20 protein-coding genes and 3 pseudogenes are annotated in these 22,945 nt (G+C 57.7%); 10 read left to right on the forward strand and 13 right to left on the reverse strand.

Translation table 11 applies throughout. The features are described 5' to 3' along the window. Positions 1 to 683 precede the first annotated feature (683 nt). Positions 684 to 1,547: a hypothetical protein gene (locus tag ACOSV0_RS22435; RefSeq protein WP_434113693.1), complete on the forward strand. Its 864-nt coding sequence runs from the start codon at positions 684 to 686 to the stop codon at positions 1,545 to 1,547. A gap of 209 nt (positions 1,548 to 1,756) precedes the next feature. Here ACOSV0_RS22435 and ACOSV0_RS22440 read toward each other — a convergent pair. Further along, positions 1,757 to 2,924, reverse strand: a pseudogene (locus ACOSV0_RS22440) (IS110 family transposase). A 547-nt stretch (positions 2,925 to 3,471) separates the two neighbouring features. On the opposite strand from ACOSV0_RS22440, the gene ACOSV0_RS22445 reads away from it, so the two are divergent. The 3 genes from ACOSV0_RS22445 to ACOSV0_RS22455 all read left to right on the forward strand — a co-directional run bounded on the left by ACOSV0_RS22445 (position 3,472) and on the right by ACOSV0_RS22455 (position 6,689). Then, positions 3,472 to 4,722 carry a hypothetical protein gene (locus ACOSV0_RS22445; RefSeq protein WP_434113694.1) on the forward strand — a complete coding sequence of 417 codons (1,251 nt, stop codon included), beginning with the start codon at positions 3,472 to 3,474 and terminating at the stop codon, positions 4,720 to 4,722. A gap of 136 nt (positions 4,723 to 4,858) precedes the next feature. Then, entirely contained in the window at positions 4,859 to 5,119 is a 261-nt protein-coding gene (locus ACOSV0_RS22450; protein WP_434113697.1) for a hypothetical protein, read from the forward strand. 805 nt (positions 5,120 to 5,924) lie between these two features. Further along, the gene (locus ACOSV0_RS22455; protein ID WP_434113700.1) at positions 5,925 to 6,689 is read left to right on the forward strand and encodes a transposase; all 765 of its coding nucleotides are present in this window, start codon (positions 5,925 to 5,927) and stop codon (positions 6,687 to 6,689) included. Positions 6,690 to 8,062: 1,373 nt separating this feature from the next. On the opposite strand, the gene tnpC is transcribed toward ACOSV0_RS22455, so the two are convergent. The 4 genes from tnpC to ACOSV0_RS22475 form a co-directional block, all read right to left on the reverse strand. Next, entirely contained in the window at positions 8,063 to 9,643 is a 1,581-nt protein-coding gene (gene tnpC, locus ACOSV0_RS22460) for an IS66 family transposase (RefSeq protein WP_434113702.1), read from the reverse strand. Between the two features lie 63 nt (positions 9,644 to 9,706). After that, complete coding sequence (gene tnpB, locus ACOSV0_RS22465; protein ID WP_434113704.1) at positions 9,707 to 10,000, reverse strand: IS66 family insertion sequence element accessory protein TnpB; 294 nt, start codon at positions 9,998 to 10,000, stop codon at positions 9,707 to 9,709. Between the two features lie 37 nt (positions 10,001 to 10,037). Next, complete coding sequence (tnpA, locus tag ACOSV0_RS22470) at positions 10,038 to 10,424, reverse strand: IS66-like element accessory protein TnpA (protein WP_434113705.1); 387 nt, start codon at positions 10,422 to 10,424, stop codon at positions 10,038 to 10,040. Positions 10,425 to 10,655: 231 nt separating this feature from the next. After that, positions 10,656 to 10,862: a hypothetical protein gene (locus ACOSV0_RS22475; RefSeq protein ID WP_434113707.1), complete on the reverse strand. Its 207-nt coding sequence runs from the start codon at positions 10,860 to 10,862 to the stop codon at positions 10,656 to 10,658. Between the two features lie 76 nt (positions 10,863 to 10,938). Between ACOSV0_RS22475 and ACOSV0_RS22480 the strand changes: the two genes are divergently transcribed. Beyond that, positions 10,939 to 11,244, forward strand: coding sequence for a transposase (locus tag ACOSV0_RS22480; RefSeq protein ID WP_434113709.1), 306 nt, complete (start codon positions 10,939 to 10,941; stop codon positions 11,242 to 11,244). A gap of 45 nt (positions 11,245 to 11,289) precedes the next feature. Beyond that, positions 11,290 to 11,598 (forward strand): hypothetical protein, encoded by a 309-nt coding sequence (locus ACOSV0_RS22485; RefSeq protein ID WP_434113711.1) that lies wholly within the window; start codon positions 11,290 to 11,292, stop codon positions 11,596 to 11,598. Between the two features lie 28 nt (positions 11,599 to 11,626). Here ACOSV0_RS22485 and ACOSV0_RS22490 read toward each other — a convergent pair whose 3' ends face one another. Both ACOSV0_RS22490 and ACOSV0_RS22495 read right to left on the reverse strand, forming a co-directional pair. Then, complete coding sequence (locus ACOSV0_RS22490) at positions 11,627 to 11,866, reverse strand: hypothetical protein (RefSeq protein WP_434113714.1); 240 nt, start codon at positions 11,864 to 11,866, stop codon at positions 11,627 to 11,629. 1 nt (position 11,867) lies between these two features. After that, on the reverse strand, positions 11,868 to 12,719 hold the full coding sequence (locus tag ACOSV0_RS22495; protein ID WP_434113717.1) for a tlde1 domain-containing protein: 852 nt from the start codon (positions 12,717 to 12,719) through the stop codon (positions 11,868 to 11,870). Positions 12,720 to 13,001: 282 nt separating this feature from the next. Here ACOSV0_RS22495 and ACOSV0_RS22500 point away from each other — a divergent pair, with 282 nt between their 5' ends. Next, complete coding sequence (locus tag ACOSV0_RS22500; protein ID WP_434113719.1) at positions 13,002 to 14,132, forward strand: IS110 family transposase; 1,131 nt, start codon at positions 13,002 to 13,004, stop codon at positions 14,130 to 14,132. Between the two features lie 372 nt (positions 14,133 to 14,504). Here ACOSV0_RS22500 and ACOSV0_RS22505 read toward each other — a convergent pair. The 5 genes and pseudogenes from ACOSV0_RS22505 to istB (ACOSV0_RS22525) form a co-directional block, all read right to left on the reverse strand. Continuing rightward, positions 14,505 to 15,103: pseudogene (locus tag ACOSV0_RS22505) on the reverse strand (DNA adenine methylase); the annotation flags it as partial. A 132-nt stretch (positions 15,104 to 15,235) separates the two neighbouring features. Continuing rightward, entirely contained in the window at positions 15,236 to 16,231 is a 996-nt protein-coding gene (locus tag ACOSV0_RS22510; protein ID WP_434113722.1) for a tyrosine-type recombinase/integrase, read from the reverse strand. Then, positions 16,224 to 17,165, reverse strand: a complete 942-nt coding sequence (locus ACOSV0_RS22515) for a tyrosine-type recombinase/integrase (RefSeq protein WP_434113725.1) — start codon at positions 17,163 to 17,165, stop codon at positions 16,224 to 16,226. The genes ACOSV0_RS22510 and ACOSV0_RS22515 overlap by 8 nt, the downstream gene beginning before the upstream one ends. Beyond that, positions 17,162 to 17,383 carry a tyrosine-type recombinase/integrase gene (locus tag ACOSV0_RS22520; RefSeq protein WP_434116068.1) on the reverse strand — a complete coding sequence of 74 codons (222 nt, stop codon included), beginning with the start codon at positions 17,381 to 17,383 and terminating at the stop codon, positions 17,162 to 17,164. The genes ACOSV0_RS22515 and ACOSV0_RS22520 overlap by 4 nt, the downstream gene beginning before the upstream one ends. A 308-nt stretch (positions 17,384 to 17,691) precedes the next feature. After that, a complete protein-coding gene (gene istB, locus ACOSV0_RS22525; protein ID WP_434113727.1) occupies positions 17,692 to 18,480 on the reverse strand; it encodes an IS21-like element helper ATPase IstB in 789 nt (262 codons plus the stop codon). 269 nt (positions 18,481 to 18,749) lie between these two features. Here istB (ACOSV0_RS22525) and istA point away from each other — a divergent pair, with 269 nt between their 5' ends. Together istA and istB (ACOSV0_RS22535) are read left to right on the forward strand one after the other, a co-directional pair. Continuing rightward, entirely contained in the window at positions 18,750 to 20,276 is a 1,527-nt protein-coding gene (gene istA, locus ACOSV0_RS22530; RefSeq protein WP_434113730.1) for an IS21 family transposase, read from the forward strand. A gap of 2 nt (positions 20,277 to 20,278) precedes the next feature. Next, entirely contained in the window at positions 20,279 to 21,067 is a 789-nt protein-coding gene (gene istB / locus ACOSV0_RS22535) for an IS21-like element helper ATPase IstB (protein WP_012428257.1), read from the forward strand. Here the strand turns inward: istB (ACOSV0_RS22535) and ACOSV0_RS22540 are convergent. Continuing rightward, a complete protein-coding gene (locus ACOSV0_RS22540) occupies positions 20,992 to 21,519 on the reverse strand; it encodes a hypothetical protein (RefSeq protein WP_434116203.1) in 528 nt (175 codons plus the stop codon). The genes istB (ACOSV0_RS22535) and ACOSV0_RS22540 overlap by 76 nt on opposite strands. A 210-nt stretch (positions 21,520 to 21,729) precedes the next feature. Here ACOSV0_RS22540 and ACOSV0_RS22545 point away from each other — a divergent pair. Then, a pseudogene (locus ACOSV0_RS22545) lies at positions 21,730 to 22,750 on the forward strand (IS110 family transposase). Positions 22,751 to 22,945 lie beyond the last annotated feature (195 nt).

The following is a 22,945-nucleotide window of genomic DNA, read 5'->3' on the forward strand; positions in this document are numbered from 1 at the left end:
ATCTTCTGACATTGTCTGCCCGGTCGAGCACCCGCTAATATATTTAAAGACTTCGGCAAAAATCTGCGGTTAGGGTTTACGCACCCACAGAATAGGAACCATTTCCCGTTCCTGATCGATGCCGTCGTCTAGTGTCGGTTTCTTTCCGCCATTCGCGACACATCAACCTGACGGTAATGTAACTGAACCTCTATTGTTCTACCTACCCAAATTGATAGGTGGTGCAAGAAATTGTTAAACGTAGTATTCACCATGTCAATAAGTGCTGGCACATCTATATGTCCTGTGAGCCCGGTGTCGGGCGACTGCTGGCTATTTATTACTTGTGTCGAACGCCCGAATCTTTATTTGCAATGACTTTTAGTCGGAGGGGCATGCCAGCGTGAAATATCAAATACATACGGATAGCTTGGTATTGATGCGTGGCTTCGCTTGCATTGGGTAAGGCGAAGACGACTACGTTACGCGAGAAGCACGGATTGTATTCAGGATTTCGACGGTGGGTAGCGGGGGCTGCGGGTGTAAAAGTCGGGAGCGGAGGCTACGGATTGATTGCGTAAGGGGCCCGCCTACGTTGTCACTGCACCGCAGTGGACGAGGAATGCGGGTGTGGCTCAAATCTGTTTCGAAGTGGGGGAATTCGGCCTAACGGTATTCGAACCCCACTATAGAGGAAAATCACCATGCGGAATCTCGATATCCCTACGGTTTGTGAACGTATCGCCGTTCAGCCGCCATATTTCGCATTTAGCGCTCTGAAAGAAAGAGGTGCAACGGCGGTCCAAGGTATCTTTACTCCGGAACAGCAGATCGGTTATGAGCGTGGCCCCGTTTCCTCCGCCGAGATCGGCCGTCATCTGGCGATTCTCGGTTCCTGCGCTGCCGTGGCGGGGCGCCCTGCGAAGCGTACCTATTATCTCGCGACCAAAGCGTGCCTCAAATTCCTGCGCAACGCTCGTCCGCTGAAGACTGATGAGGCATATCACGGAGTTGCGGAGGTCCTCCACCAGGATGGACGAATGCTGATCGCGCAGGCGACGGCATCCGACGACGCCCCTTTTGCGCATTTGCGCTGTGAATACCAGGCGCTGCAAGAGTCAGTCTTTGCTCGTGTCTTCAAGCAATACCAGGCTGCTCCCGTTGAGTGTCCCGTCAGCTCCCCATACTGCGAGCCAATTTCTCTGGATTTCGATCTGCCACACGGACTGTCGCTTACAGCTCATAGCCGCCCTCTGTCCGCGAGCCGGTTCGCAGGGCATTTCTCGGGGTACCCAGCCTGGCCAGTAGCGATACTGGCAGATACCGTTTCGCAGGTGAGGAGCCGTCTGCTGCATCACATTCTGGACAGGGAAGTCGACTACACGGTCGTGCGAGTCGACCTCGACGCATCGCGGCTTGTGCCGGCATCGGACTCGCTCTCGTTTCTGGTTGAATGTGTTGCGGCGTCCAGTGTCCTGTCGTACTACATATTCGCTGCAAAGGTGATATGGGGGAGACGATCGCTGCGACCATGGAGATGGAAATTTCCGTATAGCCTAGCTGGATGAAATCCTTCGAAGTGCGCGACTGGCTTGGCGCTAGTGTGCGCACCCAGGCGTTAAACGGTGATGCGGAATATGATCCAAGGCTCGAGTTCGGAGGGCACTTGTCTATTCTGGAAGACTGATTCGATTGCTTGTTTTTTCCTTTTTTGGGGCGAGGAGGGCGTGCCTTGGTCAATGATCAACCTGCCGGCTCAGGGGGGCTATGTGCTTCGTCAAGCGTTTGGGGCGGATTTTGGTTGGTAGAGGGTGCCGTCGCGCAGCACGTCGCAGCGTCGTCGAGCGAGAGCGATGAGCGCCTGATTGTGAGCTGGACCTTGCGCGCGTAATAGTTCTCTTGAGATTAGGTCCCGCAGGGCAGCGAAGGCCGGGAGGAATAGCGCTCTCTTGAGTACCTTGTTACCCCGTCTGGACGGGTGTTCGCCACGGATGGACGAGCCCGAGCGTCGGCAACGGGGCGAGGCCGGCGTAGGCGGCGAGATGCGCAGCCGATGCGAAGGCTTTGTGAGCGACTTCGTGAGGCGTCTGGTGGCGGTCCTGATGCCGACCCGGCATGCTGGTCAGGATCGGCCAAAGAGGGTGTGCGTGCACCAGGCGTTCAACCTCGTCGCGTTGTTTGCGCAAAGACGCGAGCTGTTGGGCCAGACGCGGCATGACGATGGTTGCTGCCCGGGTACCGGGTACGACCACAGCCTGTTCGCTGAGCGCCTGAACGATTTCGGCAGCCAGGTTTTTGCCCATGTGAGGTGCAAGTTTGGTGAGGCGGTTGGCGAGTGTTTTCTCGCTGGTCGCGGCAAGCTTGGCTGGCGACGGTTACCGCTCAAGCAGATCGAGCACGGCCGGATGGTCGAGGCGCGGCCCCAGAACTCGTTTCAGCGCGGGATGAATCTTGGGTAAGCAGGCCGCGAATGCGGTTGCTGGTCTGCGTGATCTGTGCGGCGAGATCGTCGTCGAAGTCGCACAGCATGGTGAGTTCGGCGAGTGGTTCGTCAGCCAGTCGAAGTGAGCGCAGCGTATGCGGCATTGAGCGCGCGGCTTCAGCAATGATGGCGGCATCGCGGGCATCGGTCTTGGCTTCACCAGCGTGCAGATCAGCGTTGCGGCGCATAGCCAGACCCGGTAGATATGCGACCAGAACACCTTCATCATGGGCGACTACCAGCGATAGCGCACCGATGGTGGCGGGCTGGTCGACGACGAATAGAAGTTGGCCGGACGTCTTGAGTTCGGTGATGAGGGCGCGCAGTTTGGTCTCATCGTTTGGACGCGCCTTATCGTAAGGCGCTTTCCGGTCCGATCGAGGGCGACGACATGATGGCGGCCCTTGCCGACATCGACGCCGACGAATACATCGACGGAGCTATGTCGTTGGTTCTCTTGCATCGAGGTTTTTGCACGTTGAGCGGATTTGCCTGCAACATCGGGCGGCAAGTCCCGGCATTCACGTTACAGACTGCCCCAAGATCATTCGGCCGAGCCCCTATTAGCGATCACCAGCTACCGACTAGACCCGGGGGCCCCGGATCATGGAAGCGACTGGGGGCGGGAATCATGCCGGGCTTGGCTGGTCAGATTTCCAATTTGTGAGGATAGTGGTGGGGCATCTTCAGATGCCCCGTGTGCGACTACCTTCCGGACTCGAAAAAACAACCCGTCGGCCCGAGGTGGTTTGCGTAAGTCTTAATTAAAAAATGCTTTCCGTAAATTAATTCTGGAATTTTTAAAGATATTTCCTATACTCACTCCGTGTCAGATTGATAATTGTCTGCTCAATGATTGGGATGGAAAAATCATAATCGAAGTGTAAATGTAAGAAAGGCAAAATAATTTCTCCCGGATTTTCATCTCAAATGATGTGTCGAGGCATTTCTGGCTGTGCACCAGAATGGATGCATATGACAAATATCAGGGGCAACGCGGACAGCTTAAAATGAAACGTTACCTTAAAAATGGCAGAATGATTATTCTGGTAGTGGTTAATTTTATACCGCTGCGGACCTACGCGTGGACGGATGATAATCCGCCCAGCGTGAGTCAATGTGTTGCCGCCGATGTCAATGATGTCGGCACGGTGGTCGAGAACTGCAAGATTTCAAATATGTCAGTGGCCTTCGTTGTAATTTCGGGAGCCGCTATCCAATTGGCATCGCTACCGGGTACGGCAGGCGGTGTACCCTGCTCGGTCAACATGACTAATAATGCAGCAGTGGGCCGGGAAACCATTGTAGGCGCCTGCCGGGACGCCAATAATGTATTTCAGGCCGTGTCTTGGTTCTCGGGTTCGCCGGGTGCCCCCATACAGTTGAGGCCCTATGCCGGGCTATTGGGAATCATTGGTGGAGGCGTCAAGACTCGTGCAACGGGGGGCAATCTGCAGGGCATCGTAATTGGCGAGAGTGTGGACGGCAACGGTACGGGATTACCGGTATTCTGGACTGCCGACGGCAATGGTGCTACGCCGTTGGGCGCACCTCTGCTGGTACCGCAGGCCAACTGCATACCAATAGATATCAATGATGCGAAGGCACCTTCTGTCGTGGGGAACTGTCCAGGTGGTGGGGGCAGCGGTGGACGAAATACAGCTGTGTTATGGATGTCGCTTTCGGGTCCTTATTCGGCGCTGCCCGTGCCGAACGGCGCAAGCTACTGTCGTATCGACCAGATTGACCTTGCTGGGTCAATTCTCGGGGAGTGTATCTACGGAATCGACACACATTGGGCTGCTGTATGGGGCGTGGGCGGTTCAGGATCAATGGTGCTTCAAACAGTCAATGGCAATCAAGCCTTGCGTACCGGCGGGACTGCACTGAATGACACGGGGCTGGTGGCGGTGAAGTTCCTAGGTAGCCAGTCGCATGCGGGCATGTACGAACCCGCCATCTGGGATCCCGCAGATGGCAATATCAACGCGCTGCCAATTACTCTGCCTCCGGGTGCGAGTCATGGCACGATCGCCGGTCTTGGTAACAACGGCACAATGGTGGGTAACTATGAGACCGCGGCCGGAACTGTTCACCCTATTCATGTGGCATCCGGTAGCCTCGCCGCCGCTGACGATGGCACACCGGCAGGCGGACAAAATGCCGTCGTCAGAGCATGTTCAATAGGCGGCCAATTTGAAGCCGGGGCTGCCGAAGACAGCAATGGAGCCGTTCATGCCGAGGTTCAACCAATACCGTGAAAACGTAATATGTCCACACGCCACTCGATCATTGGTACATCCTAGGGATGCAATGCATGATGAAGGTAATTCGGCGCCAGGGAGGGAATACCCGTTTCACGCTGTCCGAGACGATAATCATTGGAGGGCAACCACAATGAAACGAAGATTTCGATTTTTACTTAAGCCATGTATTAGCTTGCTTTTCAGCCTGGCCTTGGGACTCGCAGCAAATCCCGTCAGCGCACATGCAAAGGGCGGTAACACCGAGCCAAGTGCACATGATTTGAAGGATGTCCTAGGCTCCGTCGGGGCCGAAGCAGATGACGGTAGGATTGAACTCTTACTTTTAGAGGTTAAGGGTAAGGATATTACAGAGTTGATGACCAGCGATAGAGAAAGACTTGCATCCCATTGATTTGTCCAATGGGAGGAAAAGTACGCTCGGCCATCAGCAGGGCTGGCAAACATATTTGTTGATGCCATTGTGGTTGAGAAGGCACGAAGTCTGTCACTGGAAGGTCATCTGGCGTTGGCGACAATGCACTCAGGCGGCTCCAGGAGCCTCGATCAAAGCCGGTTGTCATCTATTAACCGAATTTGGCCTTGCCCCATGGATTGCAAATTCCCCGAAAGCGATGCCAAATAAAACCTCCGTGGGTACAAATTAAGGGGAGTGGTGCGTTTGGGGCGTTCTCATCCTGGTCCTGTTTCTACCGGACTTGCGCGGCGAGAGTTTTCTTTAGTTCGGCGATGAGGCGATGCGAGGCGTTGTCGACTGCGACGTAGACGCGCGTGCGCAAACGACGAGGACGAAGGAAGGATAGTAAACGCTGCTCTCTACCAGCAGGGATTCGCGCATTAAGCAGGATGGTTGTTCGATCGCAGTAGATGGCAGTGGTTATTCGTAAGCGGTATTTCCGGTTCGTCTGGAACGGGGGAAGGAGCAAGATTGAGTCCGCAGCCAACCATATTGCGGATGCAACTTACGACTGATCTACAAACTGACTTTGACTTCCTGTCCCTGCGGGGGGCGGAAAATCTGCTAGTTAGACGAAGAGACAGCTAGGGCGTGTGTTCTGAGTCCGGACGAGCCGCGATATCTGCGCAAGGTAACACTAGACGATCTAGAGCACATGGCATCTTCACAAATCCAGACGAGTGCTCTGGATAGCGAGAAGAGTTTCTCGCTGAGAGGAATTTCGAGGATAAGGAGAGAATCCATGGACTACTTAGAGTTGTGTGATGACGAGTGGGCCCTGATCGCGCCGCTTGTCGATTGCTTCGAGCGACATGCTAATCGACGCGGTAGACCGAACGCGGATGTTCGTCGGATTGTCAATGCACTCGTATGGATATTCACAACCGGAGAACCTTGGTCCGATTTACCGCTGCGCTATCCGTCGGTTCCGACTGTGCGCAGGCAATACGGAAAATGGCGAAAGGACGGAGTGCTTGAAAAAGTCTTTCATAGATTGGAGAAAAATGGCCGGACCCTAGGTGAAGGGTATGCAGAGCGGATCAGGTTTTGTCACGATACGGCAACAAACCCGCCGTCGACTTCTTCGCCAGAGAATGGGCAACGTGTGGGAGACCACAACAGACCAGGCAATGCCGAAAGCGCCAAACGGGGAAATGAAGAACCGGGCGTCGCGGCATGGGGAGTTCCTGCACTTAACAACAGCCGCGTCTATCGGCCATACGGCCTGAAGAGTTCGCCGCCGGGTATAGAAATCAACTACCAAGCGCGGTATGTGATACGCATTGTTGTGGAACCTGTTGGTAATGCAATGTATCGCGCCTCGGCGGAGGTGCGCTATGACGGAAATCGCATTGCTCGCTCCGGACTTATCGGTCCTCGCTGTCTTGCCGAGGCGGAGGCGAAAACAATTGCCATGAATTGGGCGCTTGATCAGGTTGCCGCTCATCGCAGTAGGGAGGCAGGGGGACGGGCGCAGTCTGGTCGGCGAGATGTTCACATAACATGAATGCCGGAGCGCAGTCGGGATGATGGCTACGAGCAGCGGTCCGGTAACACAAATCGTGGGAATCGGTTACATCAGTGTTTGCGGTGTCCACATTAATTGAGAATATCGGCGTGTCCGGGACCACATTACGTGAGAATTTGACAAGAAGAAGTCGCCTGTCGAAGTTGTCCCTACGGAAGCGGAGGAGGCTGCCCGTGTCGCCGGGTGAATGCAGGGGCCTGAATAAAGAGCTGCCCTAGCAATTGTGGGGTAGACTGAAAAAAGCAGAGGCCAACGTTTCATAAAATAGCGGAAGCGGAGGGCCCCTGAATTGAGCCTCAAAAGGAAGCTATGCAAGGAGTTTCGTGAGCAGGCAGTGACGCGATCTTGGTCGACGGTATGCTGCGACTGAAGGCAGAGTTGTCGAGGGTCAAGCGTGAACTGGCGGTGGTCATTATGGAGCGCGACGTGTTAAAAAAGCGGTGACGGGTTCAACTCGTCATCGCAACACCTTCTGGTTTAATGTCGTCCTAGGATGTAAGGTGGGTGAACAAGAATACGCGGTGTGGGCCATCCGCCGGCCAAAAGGCGATGTTGTGGTAAAGATGGTGAGTTGCTAGGCAATATCGGCCAGCTCGCAGGGCAAGCATGCAGCATCGATTCACGCGTTCGTTCGTTCGACCGAACGGCGGCACACGCCAACGATATGGAATCGGTCGCCTCGGGCACCATCGCTTACCGAGCGGGAGGAGATTTCGCGCGGCTCCATGCCGGCGTTTCAATCCGCCAGATCGTGCGCAGCCTCGGTCGCTCTCCATCGACGATCATCTGTGAAGTCATGCGCCGCAGTGGGTCGAGCTGATACAGGGTAACGTCAGCAGATGCGAGAGTTTGGGAATTGGCGAAGCGACCAAACCGTGCCGCTTGGCCGTCCGGCAAACTGTGTCGATTAGTCGCCAGTAAGCTGAAACTGAAATAGGCGCCACAGCAGATCGCAGGTTGGTTGAAACTGCAGTATCCCTATGACAAAACCATGCAGGTCTCGCACGAAACGATTATCCGCAGCCTGTTCATTCTGGCCCATGGCGTACTCAAAGCGGAACTGGTGAAGTAGCTGCGTACGCGCTGGATGACGCGTCCTTCAAGGACGGCGTCGGCAAAGGGACAATCGCATGACCAAATCATCGATGCTGCGTGCAGGTCATCGGCGAAGCGCAGCATCTGCGACTCCTTAACGCGTCGATCATCGCCCTGAGCAGTGCCGCGTTCTGTTGCGCACATTCAAGTTCAAGACTTACCCCGTTGGGCAGCTGCATTACCAGCCGTGAAGGCAACGGTGGGCGTTGCGAGGATCGCATCGTAAGCGCACAGCAAACCCGTCTTGACGGATTGCGCTAGGCGACGGTCACAGTCGGGCGCCAGCGATGTGGCAGCAATGCAGAGATCTCGCTCGCCTTATGGGTCGGCAGCCGCGTGAGGATGTCCTTCAGATAGGCGTGCGGGTCATGTCCGTTAAGTTGTGCAGACCGTATCAGGCTCATGATGGCGGCAGCGCGTTGACCTGCTCGAAGCGAGCCGGCGAACAACCAGTTGGCCCTTCCGATGTCCCATGGACGGATCTGGTTTTCTACCCAATTATTGTCGATAGGCACGTGCCCGTCGTCGAGATAACGCGTAAGCGCCTCCCAACGCTTGAGACTATAGTCCAACGCTTTCGCAATCGCTGAACCTTCCGAAACCAGCTTGCGTTGCGCCATCATCCATTCATGCAGTGCATCGCACACCGGCTTGGCCCGGCTCTGCCGAAGCTTGCGCCGTTCTTCGGCATCCAGCACAGCGGCGTCGCGTTCGATATCGTAAAGCGCGGCGAAGAACGGCATGGCCTGTCCGGCAAGCTGGCTGCTGTGATTTGCATGCAGGTCGAAGAACTTGCGCCGCGCGTGTGCAGCACATCCGATTTCAGTAATGCCCTTCTGGAATGAAGCCTTGTACCCGCCGTAGTCGTCGCACACCAGCTTGCCCTGCCAGTCGGCGAGGAATGTACGGGCGTGCTCGCCTGCGCGGCTGACGGCGAAGTCGTAGATCACAGCACGCAACGCACTGAAGTGCGTGGGCGTATACGCCCACAGATATGCCCGGTGTGTCTTCCCTTTACCGGGACTGAGCATCTGCACCGGCGTCTCATCCGCGTGAAGCACACTCTGCTGCAGGAGTTCCTGATGTAGAGCATCGACCAGTGGTTGCAACTGTGCACCGCACGTGCCGACCCAGGCACCCAGTGTCGATCGCGGTATTGCCAGGCCCGCCCGTCCAAAGATCTGCTCCTGACGGTATAGGGGAAGGTGGTCTGCGTATTTGGCGACCAGCAGAGAGGCGAGCAGTCCCTTGGTCGGAATTCCCTTGTCGATGACGTGCGCGGGAACCGGTGCCTGGATCAGCGTTTCGCAGTGCTTGCATACCCACTTGCCACGGATATGCCGCTCAACCGTGAACACGCCCGGCGTGTAGTTCAGCTTCTCGCTGATATCTTCGCCGATACGCACGCGCTCGCAGCCACATTGACAGACGGTCCTATCCGGTTCGTGGTGGATCTCTTTGCGCGGCAGTTGCGCCGGCAGTAATGCGCGCTTCGGTTGCTGGGGCGACTGGCCGACCATGGCTTGCGGCTGAAGCTGCTCGAGTTCCAGTTCGATGGCGGCCAGATCCGCGTCGCTTGCTTCTTCCAGCAGGCTCATCTGCTCGCTGCTGAACTGTTCGCTGCGCCGGCCAAACTGCTGGCGCTTGAGGATGGAGATCTCGTGGCTCAGTTGCTCGATACGCGTCTGTCGGTACTGGAGCTCGCGTACGTTCTCTTCGGCCTCTCGCGTCTTCTCCCCAATCTCCCGCTCTCTGTCCTGCACCTGGACAATCAGCTGCGCAGCGAGCGTGCGCAACTGTTCCGGGCTGAGGGCGTTGAGGTCCGCGGGCAGGTTCATGGAGATCAGTCTGCCAGAACCCCTGGCACCCTGGAAGCGCAACAGTTTACGTCCCGGGCGGCCTCACACGACGCGGATCACACCGTTCGGGCCGATGCGCTGCCACGGCAAACCGACCACAAGACCCGCGAGCTGCTCCTGCGTGAGTGCGTGCTGCTTTGGTTCGCTGCCCGCGTACGGCCAGACGAATTGCCCCTCGTTCAGCCGTCGCGCTGCCAGCCAGATTCCGATGCCGTCGTGAACCAGCACCTTCAGGCGATTGGCCCGCCGGTTCGCGAACAGGTAGGCATGGTGTGGATGCGCGGCGCCGAACACCTTGACCACCCGCGCCAGCGCCGTGTCGAACCCGGCACGCATGTCGAGCGGGTCGACTGCCAGCCATGCCTCATTCGGATCATGCGAGCCACTCTCGCAGCCAGGCAGCGCATTGCGCTGCCTCTGATGCTGGCCAGCTAACCGTAATCGAGTGGTCTGCGCGACGAACTTCGATGCGGATCTCAGCCGGACGCGCGCTTCTCGTCTCAAGCGGCAACGGCACAAATGACGGTGCCGGTGGCGACGGCGCCGCCATGTCGCTACGCGCCACCAGCACGCAATCGTTCGTTTCGGCCTGTTCTACCCAACGTCGCAGCAGATTCGCGTTCAGCTTGTGGTGCAACGCGATGGCCGCGAGCGACACCCCGGGGCCCTGGCAAGCCGCCACCACCTGGGCCTTGAACTCGACGCTATAGCGCCGGCGTCGACGACGGCCAAGTGGTGTTTCTTCTTCGATAGTGTTCACGTGTCCACCAATTTAAGTGGATACGATGCTCCCAAGACCTTCAGCGTAACTCAAGACGGGATGGCCAGACGCTTACATCGCATCGGCTCACGCCGCACCGCAACTGGCCCAGCGCCGGCCTGGACGGCAAGTGCACAGGCTCAGCATCACATATTTCCAGAGCAGGAACGAATGTCGGCGCATTGGCTGGTGCCGACTGCCGTGTACGTCGGGGATGTGTCTTTGTGCGCGCTAGGTTAATGTCCATTTGCGAAGCTGGTTGGCATTCACGCCGGCATTCAGTGCCAATCCGGTCACTGAGGCTCCGGGCTTCTCGCAAGCCTCGATCAGCTTGCGTTTGCCATCCATCCGCTCATAACGGTTCTTGCCGTCGGCCGATTTGCCGATTACCCGCAGGGGTAGGAAGTCAACGTCAGTTTGTAGGTAAGTCGTAAGCATTCAATGAGTGCTGTCTTGAAGGTGTGACAAGCACTGGCCAGCATAGAGTCCGCCAGAATAATTGGAGGAGTCTAAAGTGGACGAACTTGGCGAAGTGGTAACTGCGGCACCGAAACGGCCGAGCTTTACGTCGGAGTTCTGGCAGTCGATCATCGATATGATGCTGAAGCCCGGCGCGTGCGTGGCGCAGATCGCCCGGCAACATAGGCTGAACGACGACATGTTGTTCAAGTGGCGTCGACGGTATCTCGAAGCACAGGCCCGGGCCGCAGCGTCAGTGCCGGCGCTGACAGGCTCGTTGCGGAGCACTGACGATGCGTCGATGCTGCCGATGAGCATTAGCGTATCCGCTAAATTCCCCGCACGTGGAATCCGGTCCTGAATAGGCGCAGGATGTGCCCACTGTTTTTTCAGTGGACATACTCCTATGAGCGAAAGCAATCTCGATTTCCTGCCCCTGAAGATCGTGAGTGTTGGCGTCGATGGTAAACGGCGCTTTGACCAGCATGACCGGTTTCGGCTGATTGAGGCTTGCCTGCTGCCAAGCGTGTCGGTGGCCCGGATGGCTCGCGAAGCTGGTGTCAATGCAAACCCCAGTTGTGGCGGTGGATCAAGAGCCACGAAGCCGGGCGAGAGGCTGGTACTTCGAGAAGCGCAACCGAGTGTAAAAGCGAAATCGATTTGTCGAGAATGCGCGGCCGATTTGTCGGAAACAAAAGTTAAAAAAGCGCCGTGAAGGCGCTCTCTAGCGTGGTCGGTAGCACTCACTTCTTCCAGGTCAAAAAATAGATGTATGCGAACGTGACCAGAATCCCGAGGACATCAACTACTGCGAGCATGGGTAGTGGGTCAAACCATTTGTCCATGTTCGTTGTTTGCCCATAGTACGGTGGTCCGCTGCCAAAGGCCTCCTCGATATTGATCACGTTAAACCAGACAATCAAAACCGTGAGACCGAGCCAGGCTACCCCCAAGGCGATACGCACGGATCGATTTTTCGCCATGTTAGTACTCCACCGTTAGCAGAATGTAGCAATCTGGCGATGCAACGGTTGCAGTTTGTAAATCGCGGACAAGGTTTTCCATTCGTCCGTGGAGATTTATACAACCCGCGCTCCCCGGGTGGGTGCCGCCGTGAAGAAAGAATCCACCACGCCCATAGGTCTCGGTTCCCGGGAACACATGAATGGTGATCCGGTGATCCCCCCATGCCGCGCGTGGCGCGACGTTGTACCAGTGATTCGTCCACATCTGCGAAGGCTGAATCCAGTACCGGCCGGGAGGAATCGGACCTTCGCGGCTCTCGCGTTGGCGAGCCGGGGAGTAATCAAAGCCGCCGGAGCTGGTCGGGCGGCCAGAAACGGCAGCGTATGCTCGCCCCGCAGGTCCGATCATGAACAGGAAGCGACCATCAAAACGAAGCTGGATGTTTGATTTTCTGCAGGCGGGAACAGTCGGAATACCGCGCTCAGCGGCATATCTGTTTGGCATCAGGCAGACCCTTTCGTTCGAATGAAGTAAGCCTACATTATAGGGCGCGGTCAATCCCCTTCGATTGCGCTGGATCGTGGTGAGTCGCGCATAAAAGAGTCCTCCTGTCAGGGTGCCTGACTCCCAATTGGCGATCTCGAATTCGCGCGCGGCCTGCGCATGGCCGCTGCGCTTGCCCACCTCGTCGTGGACATCGACTGGCAGCATCGCGCGGTCCGCAAAGATCCGCCGCATGTCCGGATGATCGTTCGGGCTGGTCATCAGCTTGCCTAGGGCTGCGTCCATCCCGGCGGCCAAAATCCCCGATACTGGGGTGCCATACCGCGCAGAAGCCTGCGCCAGGATATTTCCCATATCGCTGCTCACGGGGCTGTCCATAATTAACTTTACACGCGGCGTGTCTCTCTCCTTCAGGTCGCGCCCGTGCATCATAGCTAGGAACCCCGTTGGGACTCGCACCTTGACCGGCGCGAGTCCTTTTTTTAGTATTCGCATCTTTTCCTGCCCTTTGCGGCCGGGTAGTCAGTATGACTTCCTTGGAGGCAGTGGCTGGCCTGTCGAAGGGGAATCAAACGCGGGTTAGCATTGCTGTCAGAGCCGCACGGTGCGGACGTGCCGCACCCGGTGATTTCCGAAGCGGAGGCCAGCATGGAACACGATAGTACGCTTTACGTAGGTCTCGATGTTCATAAGGACTCGATCACGGCAGCCTACGCCATCGGAACGGGCGAGGTTGAATTGCTCGGCAAGATCGGTACTACGCAGGCTGACGTGGACCGTTTGTGCAAGCGACTGCAATCTAAAGCGCGATGCGCTAACGTCGTCTACGAGGCAGGCCCCTGCGGATATGGGCTGTACCGGCAGCTTGTCCAGAGAGGTTTCGAGTGCATGGTGAGCGCGCCGTCGCTGATTCCCAGGAAGCCGGGTGAGCGCATTAAGACTGACCGGCGTGATGCCGTTAAGCTCGTTCGATCATTGCGTGCGGGTGACCTGTCGGCAGTGTACGTGCCCGGCGTCGAGGATGAAGCGTTTAGGGATCTGGCGCGCGCATGGGTGATTGCCAAAGACGATTTGAAGCGTGCGCGGCAACGGGTGAAGGCCTTTCTGCTTTCTCACGACGTGCGCTATACCGGCTGTGCTGACTGGGGGCCAGCGCACCGGCGCTGGCTGAGCGCATATAGCTTCGCAAGTGCGTGGCAGCAGTTTGCATTCGAAGAACAGCGTCGCGCGATCGAGGACCGGCTCGCACAATGTGACCGGCTTGAGTCCGCGCTGCGTGAGGCGGTCGTCAACTGGCGCTTCTATCCGGTCGTCCTAGGCCTGCAGGCAATGCGCGGCATACAGTTCACCACAGCAGTGGGCATGCTCGCCGAGTTGGGCGACCTTTCGCGCTTCGCGCATCCCCGCCAGTTGATGGCATGGCTAGGGGTGACGCCATCTGAGCACTCATCGGGTGACAAGCGCCGTCAGGGCAGCATCACTAAATGCGGCAATAGCTATGCGAGAAAACTGCTAGTCGAAGCTGCATGGAGTTACCGGCACCCGGCCCGCGTAAGCCCCGAGATCCAGCGCCGGCACGAAGGCATCCCGAAACCCATCGTGGACCGTGCTTGGGACGCGCAGGTGCGCTTGTGCCGTCGCTATCGCAAACTCGTAGCGCGCGGCAAGCAGAAAAATATCGCGGTAGTTGCAGTGGCCCGCGAACTCAGTGGGTTCATATGGGACATCTGCCGGCTGTCGTTGTCGCTCGCCATACCCCGCGAGACACAGACGACATAACGGGGAGAAATACAGTAGGCCTGCATCCAACGTAACCACACCCCGAGGAGTTTCCTGAGGGCGACGTAGCCCGGCACACGAGTAATCCGCGGGCAGGTTAGGCAACGGATCTTATCCGACTTGCGGTGGTAGGTAGCGGAAGGCTCATTGGGCGGACACCTGTAATGCGGTAGCCAATCCGCGGATATCAGCTTGATCCACCGTCGAGATTTACTGCTACGTCGCCCTCAGGAAATTCAAACATCCAAAACACCAAAACCGATCCAGTTGACACGGGAAGTCATATCAACCTGCAGGCATACAAGACCTTGCTGGAAAACCTGCAGGTCGTCGTGGGGACGGTGGAAAATTGCCCGGCCAGCCCGTTACCCTTCAGAACAGTCCCGCCGTCGCCGTACCGATGGGCCAGTTTGCGATCACCAGTTCACGTGCGCCCTGCGCCTGCCCATTGCGGTTGCCCACGTCGTAGTGCACATCGACGGACAGCATGGTGTGGTTTGCGAACATACGCCGCATGTCCGGATGGTCGTTCAGGCTCACCATCACCTTGCCCTGGCACAGGCCCATCCAGGCGGCAAGCTGCTCGTATTCCTCGATCCCGAAGGCACCCCGTACCCTTCGACCTGCCAGTACGGCGGATCGCAGAAAGTGAACGTATGTGGGCGGTCGTAGCGCCGCACGCACTTGTGCCACGGCAGATGTTCGATATGCGCGCCCGTGAGTCTCAGATGCGCGGCCGACAGCGTCTCCTCGATACGCAGCAGGTTGATTGCGGGCGTCGTCGTTGCGGTGCCGAACGCATGATGCTGCAAGTAGTAGAAACGTGCTGCGCGCTGCATATCGGTGAGGGTTTCGGGGAGCGTGAGTTGGTGCCACCTGAACACGTCCCGGCTCGAAATCGCCCACTTGAACTGCCGCACAAACTCTTCGACGTGGTTCTGCACGACGCGGTACAGGTTCACCAGTTCGCCAAAATGTTATGCAAAACATTTCGGCGATCATGTTTCGCCCGAGCTTATGTTACGGCCACAGGCGCAGACGAGAGATAGAAATTATGTTGCCGCATGACGCGGCAACATAATTTGAGAGCGGCAAGGGGAAGATCACAGTGCCCGGAGAAAGCCGATTAACCCAGGATCGCTGTGCCAGAGCTGCTTGTCCCGAGGTGCTGGCAAGTCGCAGTGGGCCAATGCTTTTGCTTTCATCTCCAGATCTGCTTCTGCATAAATGTTTGTAGTGTCGAGGGACACGTGCCCGAGCCACGCACGAATGGTATTGATGTCCACGCCGGCTCTCAGCAGATGAACCGCACACGTGTGCCTTATGCGGTGCGGGCTGATCCGCTTTGCGGCGAGCGACGGCAGGGTCTTGCTGGCTTGCACTACGATACGATTAATGAGGCCATAAATTCCGAACCGGGTTAGGGGGCGATCAAGGCGATTTAGAAACACAGCGTCCTCACCTGTGCGTCCGGAGGTCAATGATTTCAGGCTATCGGCGGTACGCTTCCAGAGCGGACACCAACGGACCTTGCTTCCTTTGCCGACCAGACGTACTGCGGGTGAATTTCCCCAAGTAATATCGGCAATCGTTAGATGGACTGCTTCATCTACCCTAGCCCCGGTATTATAGAGAAACAGCAGCAGGGTGTAGTCGCGCTTTCCCTGTGGTTTACGCAGGTCAGGTGTGTTCAACAACGCATCAATTTCGGGTTTGTCCAGATAACTCAAACTTGATTTCGCCGTTTTCCTGAACGGAATCACGCGCATCTGTGCGCACCAGGCCACATGCTCCGGATTGTGCATGCCGATGAACGTGGCGAAGGAGTGGATAGTGGCAAGACGGAGATTACGGGTCGCTCCGCTACATCCCCGTTCGTTTTCAATATATTGCAGGACGCGACGCACGCAGGCAGGCGATAGATCGTCGATGGTGAAGCGGTCGACTGACTTCTTCAACTCCTTGCTGAGGAAAGGTAGTAGTAGGACCAATGTATCCCGATAGCCTGTCTGCGTATTGCGCGCAAGGTTGCGTTCGATAACGAGATACTCCAGAAGGAAACGACGGATCCGCGGCCCGATCAATGATCTGTCATTCATGGCGAATCTCCGGCGTTGCATACTGCTCGAAGCGCAGATTCGCCTCGCGCAGCAAATCGGCGGTCATGGTCAAATACCGCTGAGTAGATCTGATGTGGACGTGCCCCAGATATGTCGCCAGTTGCGGCAGGAGACGTTGTACATCGAGGTCAGCGCGATACCAGTAGACAAGGCGATGTACTGCTGCCGTGTGGCGCAGATCGTGAATTCTCGGCTGCTGGCCCGTACTGTCTTCACGTCGTAAGCCGGCAACGCGGCGCAGCCGGCGGAAGTTCAGTCTGACACTCTGGACTTGCCAGTGCCTGCCGGTCCGAGATGCAAAGAATGCAGAGTTCTCGCCGTCTGGCAACGGAAGGCAACGACGTCGACACTCATAATCGGCAAGCACCTTGCACAGGCGAGGTCCGATAGGTGCCAGGCGTGTCTTGAAGAACTTGGTTTCGCGAACTGTCACCGGTTGCTGCAACAGATCGACGTCATGCAACGTCAGCTTCAGGGCTTCGCTGATACGCATGCCGGAGCCATAGAGCAATAGCAGCAGTGTTCGCATACTTGCTGCCTGTAGCGGTGAGCACTGTGTCTTGAGCATATCTGTTGCCGTCAGCATCCGTTCCAGCTCACTGACGGAATAGACGTATGGCGCGACGGGCGGCGGTAGTTTCGGCTCGCACGTTGGCAGCGGAAAGATTATCGCGAAGCTACGCGCCAGCGCGTATCGGTAGAGGCCTCCCAGCATTGAGGCCCTGCATCTCCAGGACGCGGTGACGGGTCCGGTCCCGCGATGAAGGCATATGCCGCTTCCGGTCACGTCATCAACGCCAATGTCGCCGACCGTACGGCAAAAAGCCCGGAGGATGTTTGCGTCAGTACGAAAGCGCATGCCAAGTGAGCGTTTGTACGCGATGTAGGTTTCCACAAGCTCACGGAGTCTCATGACAATTCTCCGAGATCAAACGCTGCAACTTCCCGCAATCCCTTGAGGTCCACCTTCGCGTATATACGTGTCGACTCTGAATCGCGATGACCAAGATGGTCCCCGATCTCCTTCAGGGACCAGCCTTCCGAAACCAGACGTGCAGCACAGGCATGGCGAAGACTGTGGGGATCGCAATGCCGGATCTGCAGACCGAGAGATCTGAGCCTCGGGGCCACTACCAATTAAACTGCGGCACGTGATAGCTGTTGATGAGGCGAGAGCAACGTCAGGAATATGTGGCGATCGGTTGAAGCGGGACGGACCTCATGCAGGTAATCGAAAAGGGCGCTCCCTACGGAGGGAACCAATGGAATTGAAATGAACGCGTCCCACCCGGTAACCAGGCGGGAGAAGAAGGAAGGTGGATCCTCGCGGACCAACGGCATCAATGTGCCCACATGTCACGGATCAGCGTAATCGAGCCGGGGATGATCGGCATAATGAGGCCACTCAGAATGGCCCCGAAACACGATTTCGAAGGGTCTCAAGAATGCGGTTTTTTGCCGGATTTTGCAACGACGTTTTCGCCGTTTTCAGGCATGGGTTTGGGCTTGCGGAAGCTCTCGCCCTCAATGACGATGCGATAGGCGCCGTGGCGTAACCGGTCGAGGGTGGCGGCGCCGAGGATGCGGTTGTCGGGCAATGCGTCTCCCCATTCGCTGAGATCGAGATTTGAAGTCAGAATCGTGGTTGCCCGCTCGTACCTGGCGGCGATCAGGTCATGGAAGTCTTCGTCATGGGGCGCACGAAGAGGTTTGAGTACGAAGTCATCGACGATCAGCAGGGGCACGCGCACGAACTGCTGGAACTTGCGCTCGTACAGGCCTGTGGCGCGTGCTGCGTGCAGCTTCTTGAGCAGATCGGTTTGCGTAACGAACAGCACGTCGCGGCCCTGACGGGCGGCGCAGTGGCTCAAGGCCTGCGCAATGTGCGACTTGCCCACGCCGGTTTGACCGACCATCAGGATCGCGACCTTCTCGTCGATGTAGCGGCCGGTGGCTAGGTCGTGGATGTGGGCGCGATTGAGCTTCGGCAGCCTGTCGAAGTCGAAGGTCTCCAGCGTCTTGCGCAGCCCGAATCCAGCGCGCAGGAGACGCGCGCCGAGCTTCTTCTGGTCGCGCCGTGCAACCTCGTCATGCAGCAGCATGGCGAGGAACTCGGTGTAGGCGAGTTGCCCGTCGATAGCCTGGCGGTTACGCTGCTCGAGCGAGTCGAGCACGCCCGTCAGGCGCAGTTGCTTGAGGATCGTATTCAGTTCGGGACTCGGATTCATGGTGTTCAATGCAGGAGAAGGGAATGGAGATCGCGGCCGAAGCGGCCGCCGTTGTGAACTTTCGCCGTTAAGGAGCCAAATCGTTTTCGGCATAAAGGCGCCAGGGACTTTTCGGCGTTTAGGCGCCGCAAGTCTTTCGGCGTATAGGCGCCAGTAGATTTTCGCCGTAAAGGCGCCACTGGCGTCTGAGTCGGGCGCTCGAACTTCGCCAACCGCTACCCTCCCGGCACGCATTTGCTCCGGAGGGTGGCTTGAAGAGGAAGTTCTAGATGTACCAATATCGACAGGTTCTGGTGCGAATGCGCCAGGGTGATTCCGACCGGGATATCGACCGGTCGAAGATCATGGGCCGTAAGAAGCTGGCAGCCGTGCGGGAGATCGCAACCGAGCGCGGGTGGCTTTCTCCGGACAACGCTCTGCCGGATGACGCGCAGCTCGCTACAGCGTTTAGTCGCAAGGAGTTCCTGCCGGCGAGCTGTATCTCGTCGGCCGAACCGTGGCGCGAACAGATTGCCCAGTGGCACGACGCGGGCGTCCCCGGCACGACGATTCACAGCGCGCTGGTTCGCAACCACGGCTATGAGGGAAGCTACTCATCCGTATACAGGCTGCTTCAGCAGTTGAAGTCGGATCTCACGCCGGATGTACCGATGCGGCTGGAGTTCAAACCTGCGGATGCCGCACAGGTTGATTTCGGCGCAGGTCCGACCATCACCGACGCGCACACCGGCGAGATCCATAAGACGTGGTTCTTCGTGATGACGCTGTGCTGGTCGAGGCATCAGTACGTTGAATTTGTCCGCGACCAGAGTGTCGACACGTGGTTACTGTGTCATCGTCATGCCTTCGAGTGGTTCAACGGCGTGGTCGCACGCGTCATCATCGACAATCCCAAGTGTGCCATCGTCAAGGCCTGTATCTACGAACCCGAAGTCCAGCGGGCCTACGCGCAATGCGCCGAAGGGTATTCGTTCAAGGTCGATCCATGTCCGCCGAGGGACCCGGCTAAAAAAGGAATTGTCGAATCGGGCGTCAAATACGTGAAGTCGAGCTTCCTTCCTCTTCGCGAATTTCGTGATCTTGATGACGCCAACCGGCAAGCGCAAGCCTGGGTGATGCACGAGGCCAGCACCCGGACGCATGGCACGACGCGCGAGGTGCCGCTCAAGCGTTTCGAATACGTCGAACAGGCGCTGTTGCTGCCGCTTCCCGATGTGCCGCCCGAGCTGGCAACCTGGGCGCGCGTGAAGGTCCATCGCGACGCCCATGTGCAGTTCCAGCGTGCCTACTATTCCGTGCCGTTCCGGCTTGCCGGTAAAGATCTGTGGCTCAAGGCAACCGCCACCATGGTGCAGCTCTACTACGAGCACGAACTGTCGGCATCGCATGTCCGCCAGACTGCGCCAGGAACGCGTAGCACGGTGGCCGATCACATGCCGCCAGCAGCACAGGCCTGGCAACTGCACGATACCCAATGGTGCCTGAGAGAAGCGCAGCGTATCGGGCCGTCCTGCTACGCGCTTGTTCACGCACTCTTCGGCGATCAGGTTCTCATCAAGCTGCGCGCCGTACAGGGCGTGCTGCGCTTCGCCCAGCAGTTCGGCGCGTCTCGCCTGGAGGCGGCCTGCCGTCGTGCGAATCACTTCGGCACGCCAAGCTACAAAGCCGTCAAGCTGATCCTGCAGAAAGGCCTTGATCAGACCTGGCTGTCGACCGAACCCGTTGAATCGGGCGCGACCACCTACACCCACGGCGGCCGCTTCTGCCGCGATACCCAGACTCTCCTGATCCATTGAACATGAATCCGATTCCCGAACTCACGTCTTCCCTTAAGCAATTGCGACTGTCCGGCATCCTGGACACGCTCGAAGCACGCAACCGTGAAGCCATCGACCGTAAGCTCGCCTATACCGATTTCCTGACGCTGCTCATCCAGGACGAGATCGCACGGCGCGATCATCGCAAGCTCGACGCCCGCATGCGCCGCGCGAACTTCCGTGGCCAGAAGACACTGGAAGGTTTCGACTTCGACCGCCTGCCGAATCTCAATCGTGCTGTCGTTCACGATCTGGCGACCTGCCGCTTTATCGATGAGAAGGTCAGCGTGCTGATCGCCGGTCCATGTGGAACGGGCAAGTCCCATCTGGCGCAGGCACTCGGCCATGCGGCCGCCCGGCAAGGTCACGATGTCCTGTTCATGACCCAGACCCGGCTTCTCGGCGCGCTGCGCAACGCACAGGCTGTCGGCTCCTACGAACGGCGCTTCCAGGCGCTTGCCAAGGTGCCACTGCTCATCATTGACGATTTCGGACTGAAACCCATGCGCACGCCCGAAGATGAAGACTTCCACGATCTGATCGCCGAACGGTACGAACGTACATCGACCGTTCTGACCAGCAATCTTGATTTTACGGAATGGGGTGATGCGTTCGCGACCAACAAAATGCTCGGCGCCGCAACGCTTGATCGCCTGCGACATGCCGCGTACCGCGTCGTGCTCGACGGCGAGAGCTACCGTGTTCCACGCCCGATGCCCGAGAGCAACAAATCAGCACTTGCGAAAGGAGGTAAAAACAAGGATTCTTGATCCCCGTTCGAGCCCCGAATCAGGCGCCTTTCGCTGGCGCCATTACGCCGAAAACACCCGGCTCCTTTACGGCGAAAGGCAACACCGCGCTCGGACTTCAGGTTCAGCAGCATACGGCGCACCGCCGAATAGCTGCCCGTATAGCCATGGCTGCGTCTCAGCGCATTGTGGATCGTCGTGCCCTGAACGTCGGCGTTAAACCAGCCTCGCACCAGATCGCGAAATGGCTCGAGCGTGGAGATGCGGCTGCGTGGCACCTTGGGATCTCGCCCAAAGATGCCGGCCAGTTCAGCATCATCCGGCAAGGGGCGGCCGGGATCAAGCCAGCCGTGAGCGAGCGCGACCTGCCGTACGGTCTTCAGCTTGCCGCGCCCCATCAGGTGTGCACCGGCAATGTCGCGGTCGGAATCGCCCTGGCGCATGCGCGCCAGAACCTGTCCATACTCAAACACTTCGAACCTCCTGTTACTAATCGGCCCTCCGGACAAAAATGCCGAAGGTACCGGGTTACGGAAATTCGAAATGCGTTTCGGGCTACGGCCCGGCGTGACAACGAGTCTGCAGAGTGGCTCGATTACGCCGATCCCAGAATGGCCTCATTACGCCGATCCGTGACACCACATGGAAAATACGAAGTTTTTCCAGGCAACCGGAGGATCCGAATGAATTGTACGGCAGTGGGTGTGGATATTGCGAAGTCGGTGTTTCAGGTGCACTACGTCGATCAGCAAACCGGAGAAACTGTGAACAAGCCGCTCAAACGCGCGAAGTTTCTGGAGTTCTTCGCAAATCGGGTTCGTTGTCTCATCGGTATGGAAGCGTGTGGTGGTGCGCACCATTGGGCCCGGCAACTGACGAAGATGGGGCATGAGGTCAGGCTGATGCCCGCGGAGTTCGTCAAGGCGTTCAACATCAGAAACAAGAACAACGCGGCGGATGCGCGAGCAATCTGGCTGGCAGTACAGCAGCCGGGCAAGCCGGTGGCGGTAAAGACGGAGATGCAGCAGGCGATGCTAGCACTGCACAGGATGCGACAGCAACTGGTCAAGTTTCGTACGATGCAGAGCAATGGACTGCGCGGATTGCTGACGGAATACGGCGAGGTGATGAGCAAAGGGCGAGCGAAGCTGGACAAGGAAATACCGGATGCGCTGGGTCGGCTCGCCGAGCGTCTGCCTGCTGTGTTGATAGAGACGCTGCGCGAGCAATGGAACGATCTGGCGAAGCTCGATGAGCAGGTTGCGCAGATCGAGCGCCGGATGCGCGAGTGGAAGAAGGATGACGCGGGGGTGAAGGCGATCAGCGAAATTCCTGGCGTTGGGCTGCGGACGGCCACGGCAGCCGTTGCAATGATGGGTAATGCGAAGGCGTTCAAATCCGGGCGCGAGTTCGCTGCATGGGCGGGGCTTGTGCCGAAGCAGACGGGTTCGGGTGGCAAGGTGAACCTGCACGGCATATCGAAGCGCGGCGACACGTATCTGCAGCACGCTGCTGATTCATGGCGCGCGATCTGTGCTGACACATGCGAAAGAGCCCAGCCCGTGGGTCGAGCAGATCAGCAGGCGCCGCCCGCGCAACGTAGTGATCGTCGCACTGGCCAACAAGATGGCACGAACGATCTGGGCCGTACTGGCCCATGATCGGACGTATCAAAAGGACTACGTGAGCGTGAAGCCAGCCTGAACAGGTTACGCGAAGTAGCAGATCAACGTTTAACACAGGGATGAACGTCGAAAGGTTGCGCAGCAATCGAGTGTGATGACAAGCCACGTAGGACCGGGACCCACTAAACCTGAATGACGTGAAGAGCTTCGGGCTCGCCAAGGGAATAAGGTGTGGGTCAGCGGATTTCATAGGGGCCCGCAGCGGTAGTACCGG

Origin of the sequence: Paraburkholderia caffeinilytica (assembly GCF_051027425.1) — a bacterium.
Classification (GTDB): domain Bacteria; phylum Pseudomonadota; class Gammaproteobacteria; order Burkholderiales; family Burkholderiaceae; genus Paraburkholderia; species Paraburkholderia caffeinilytica_A.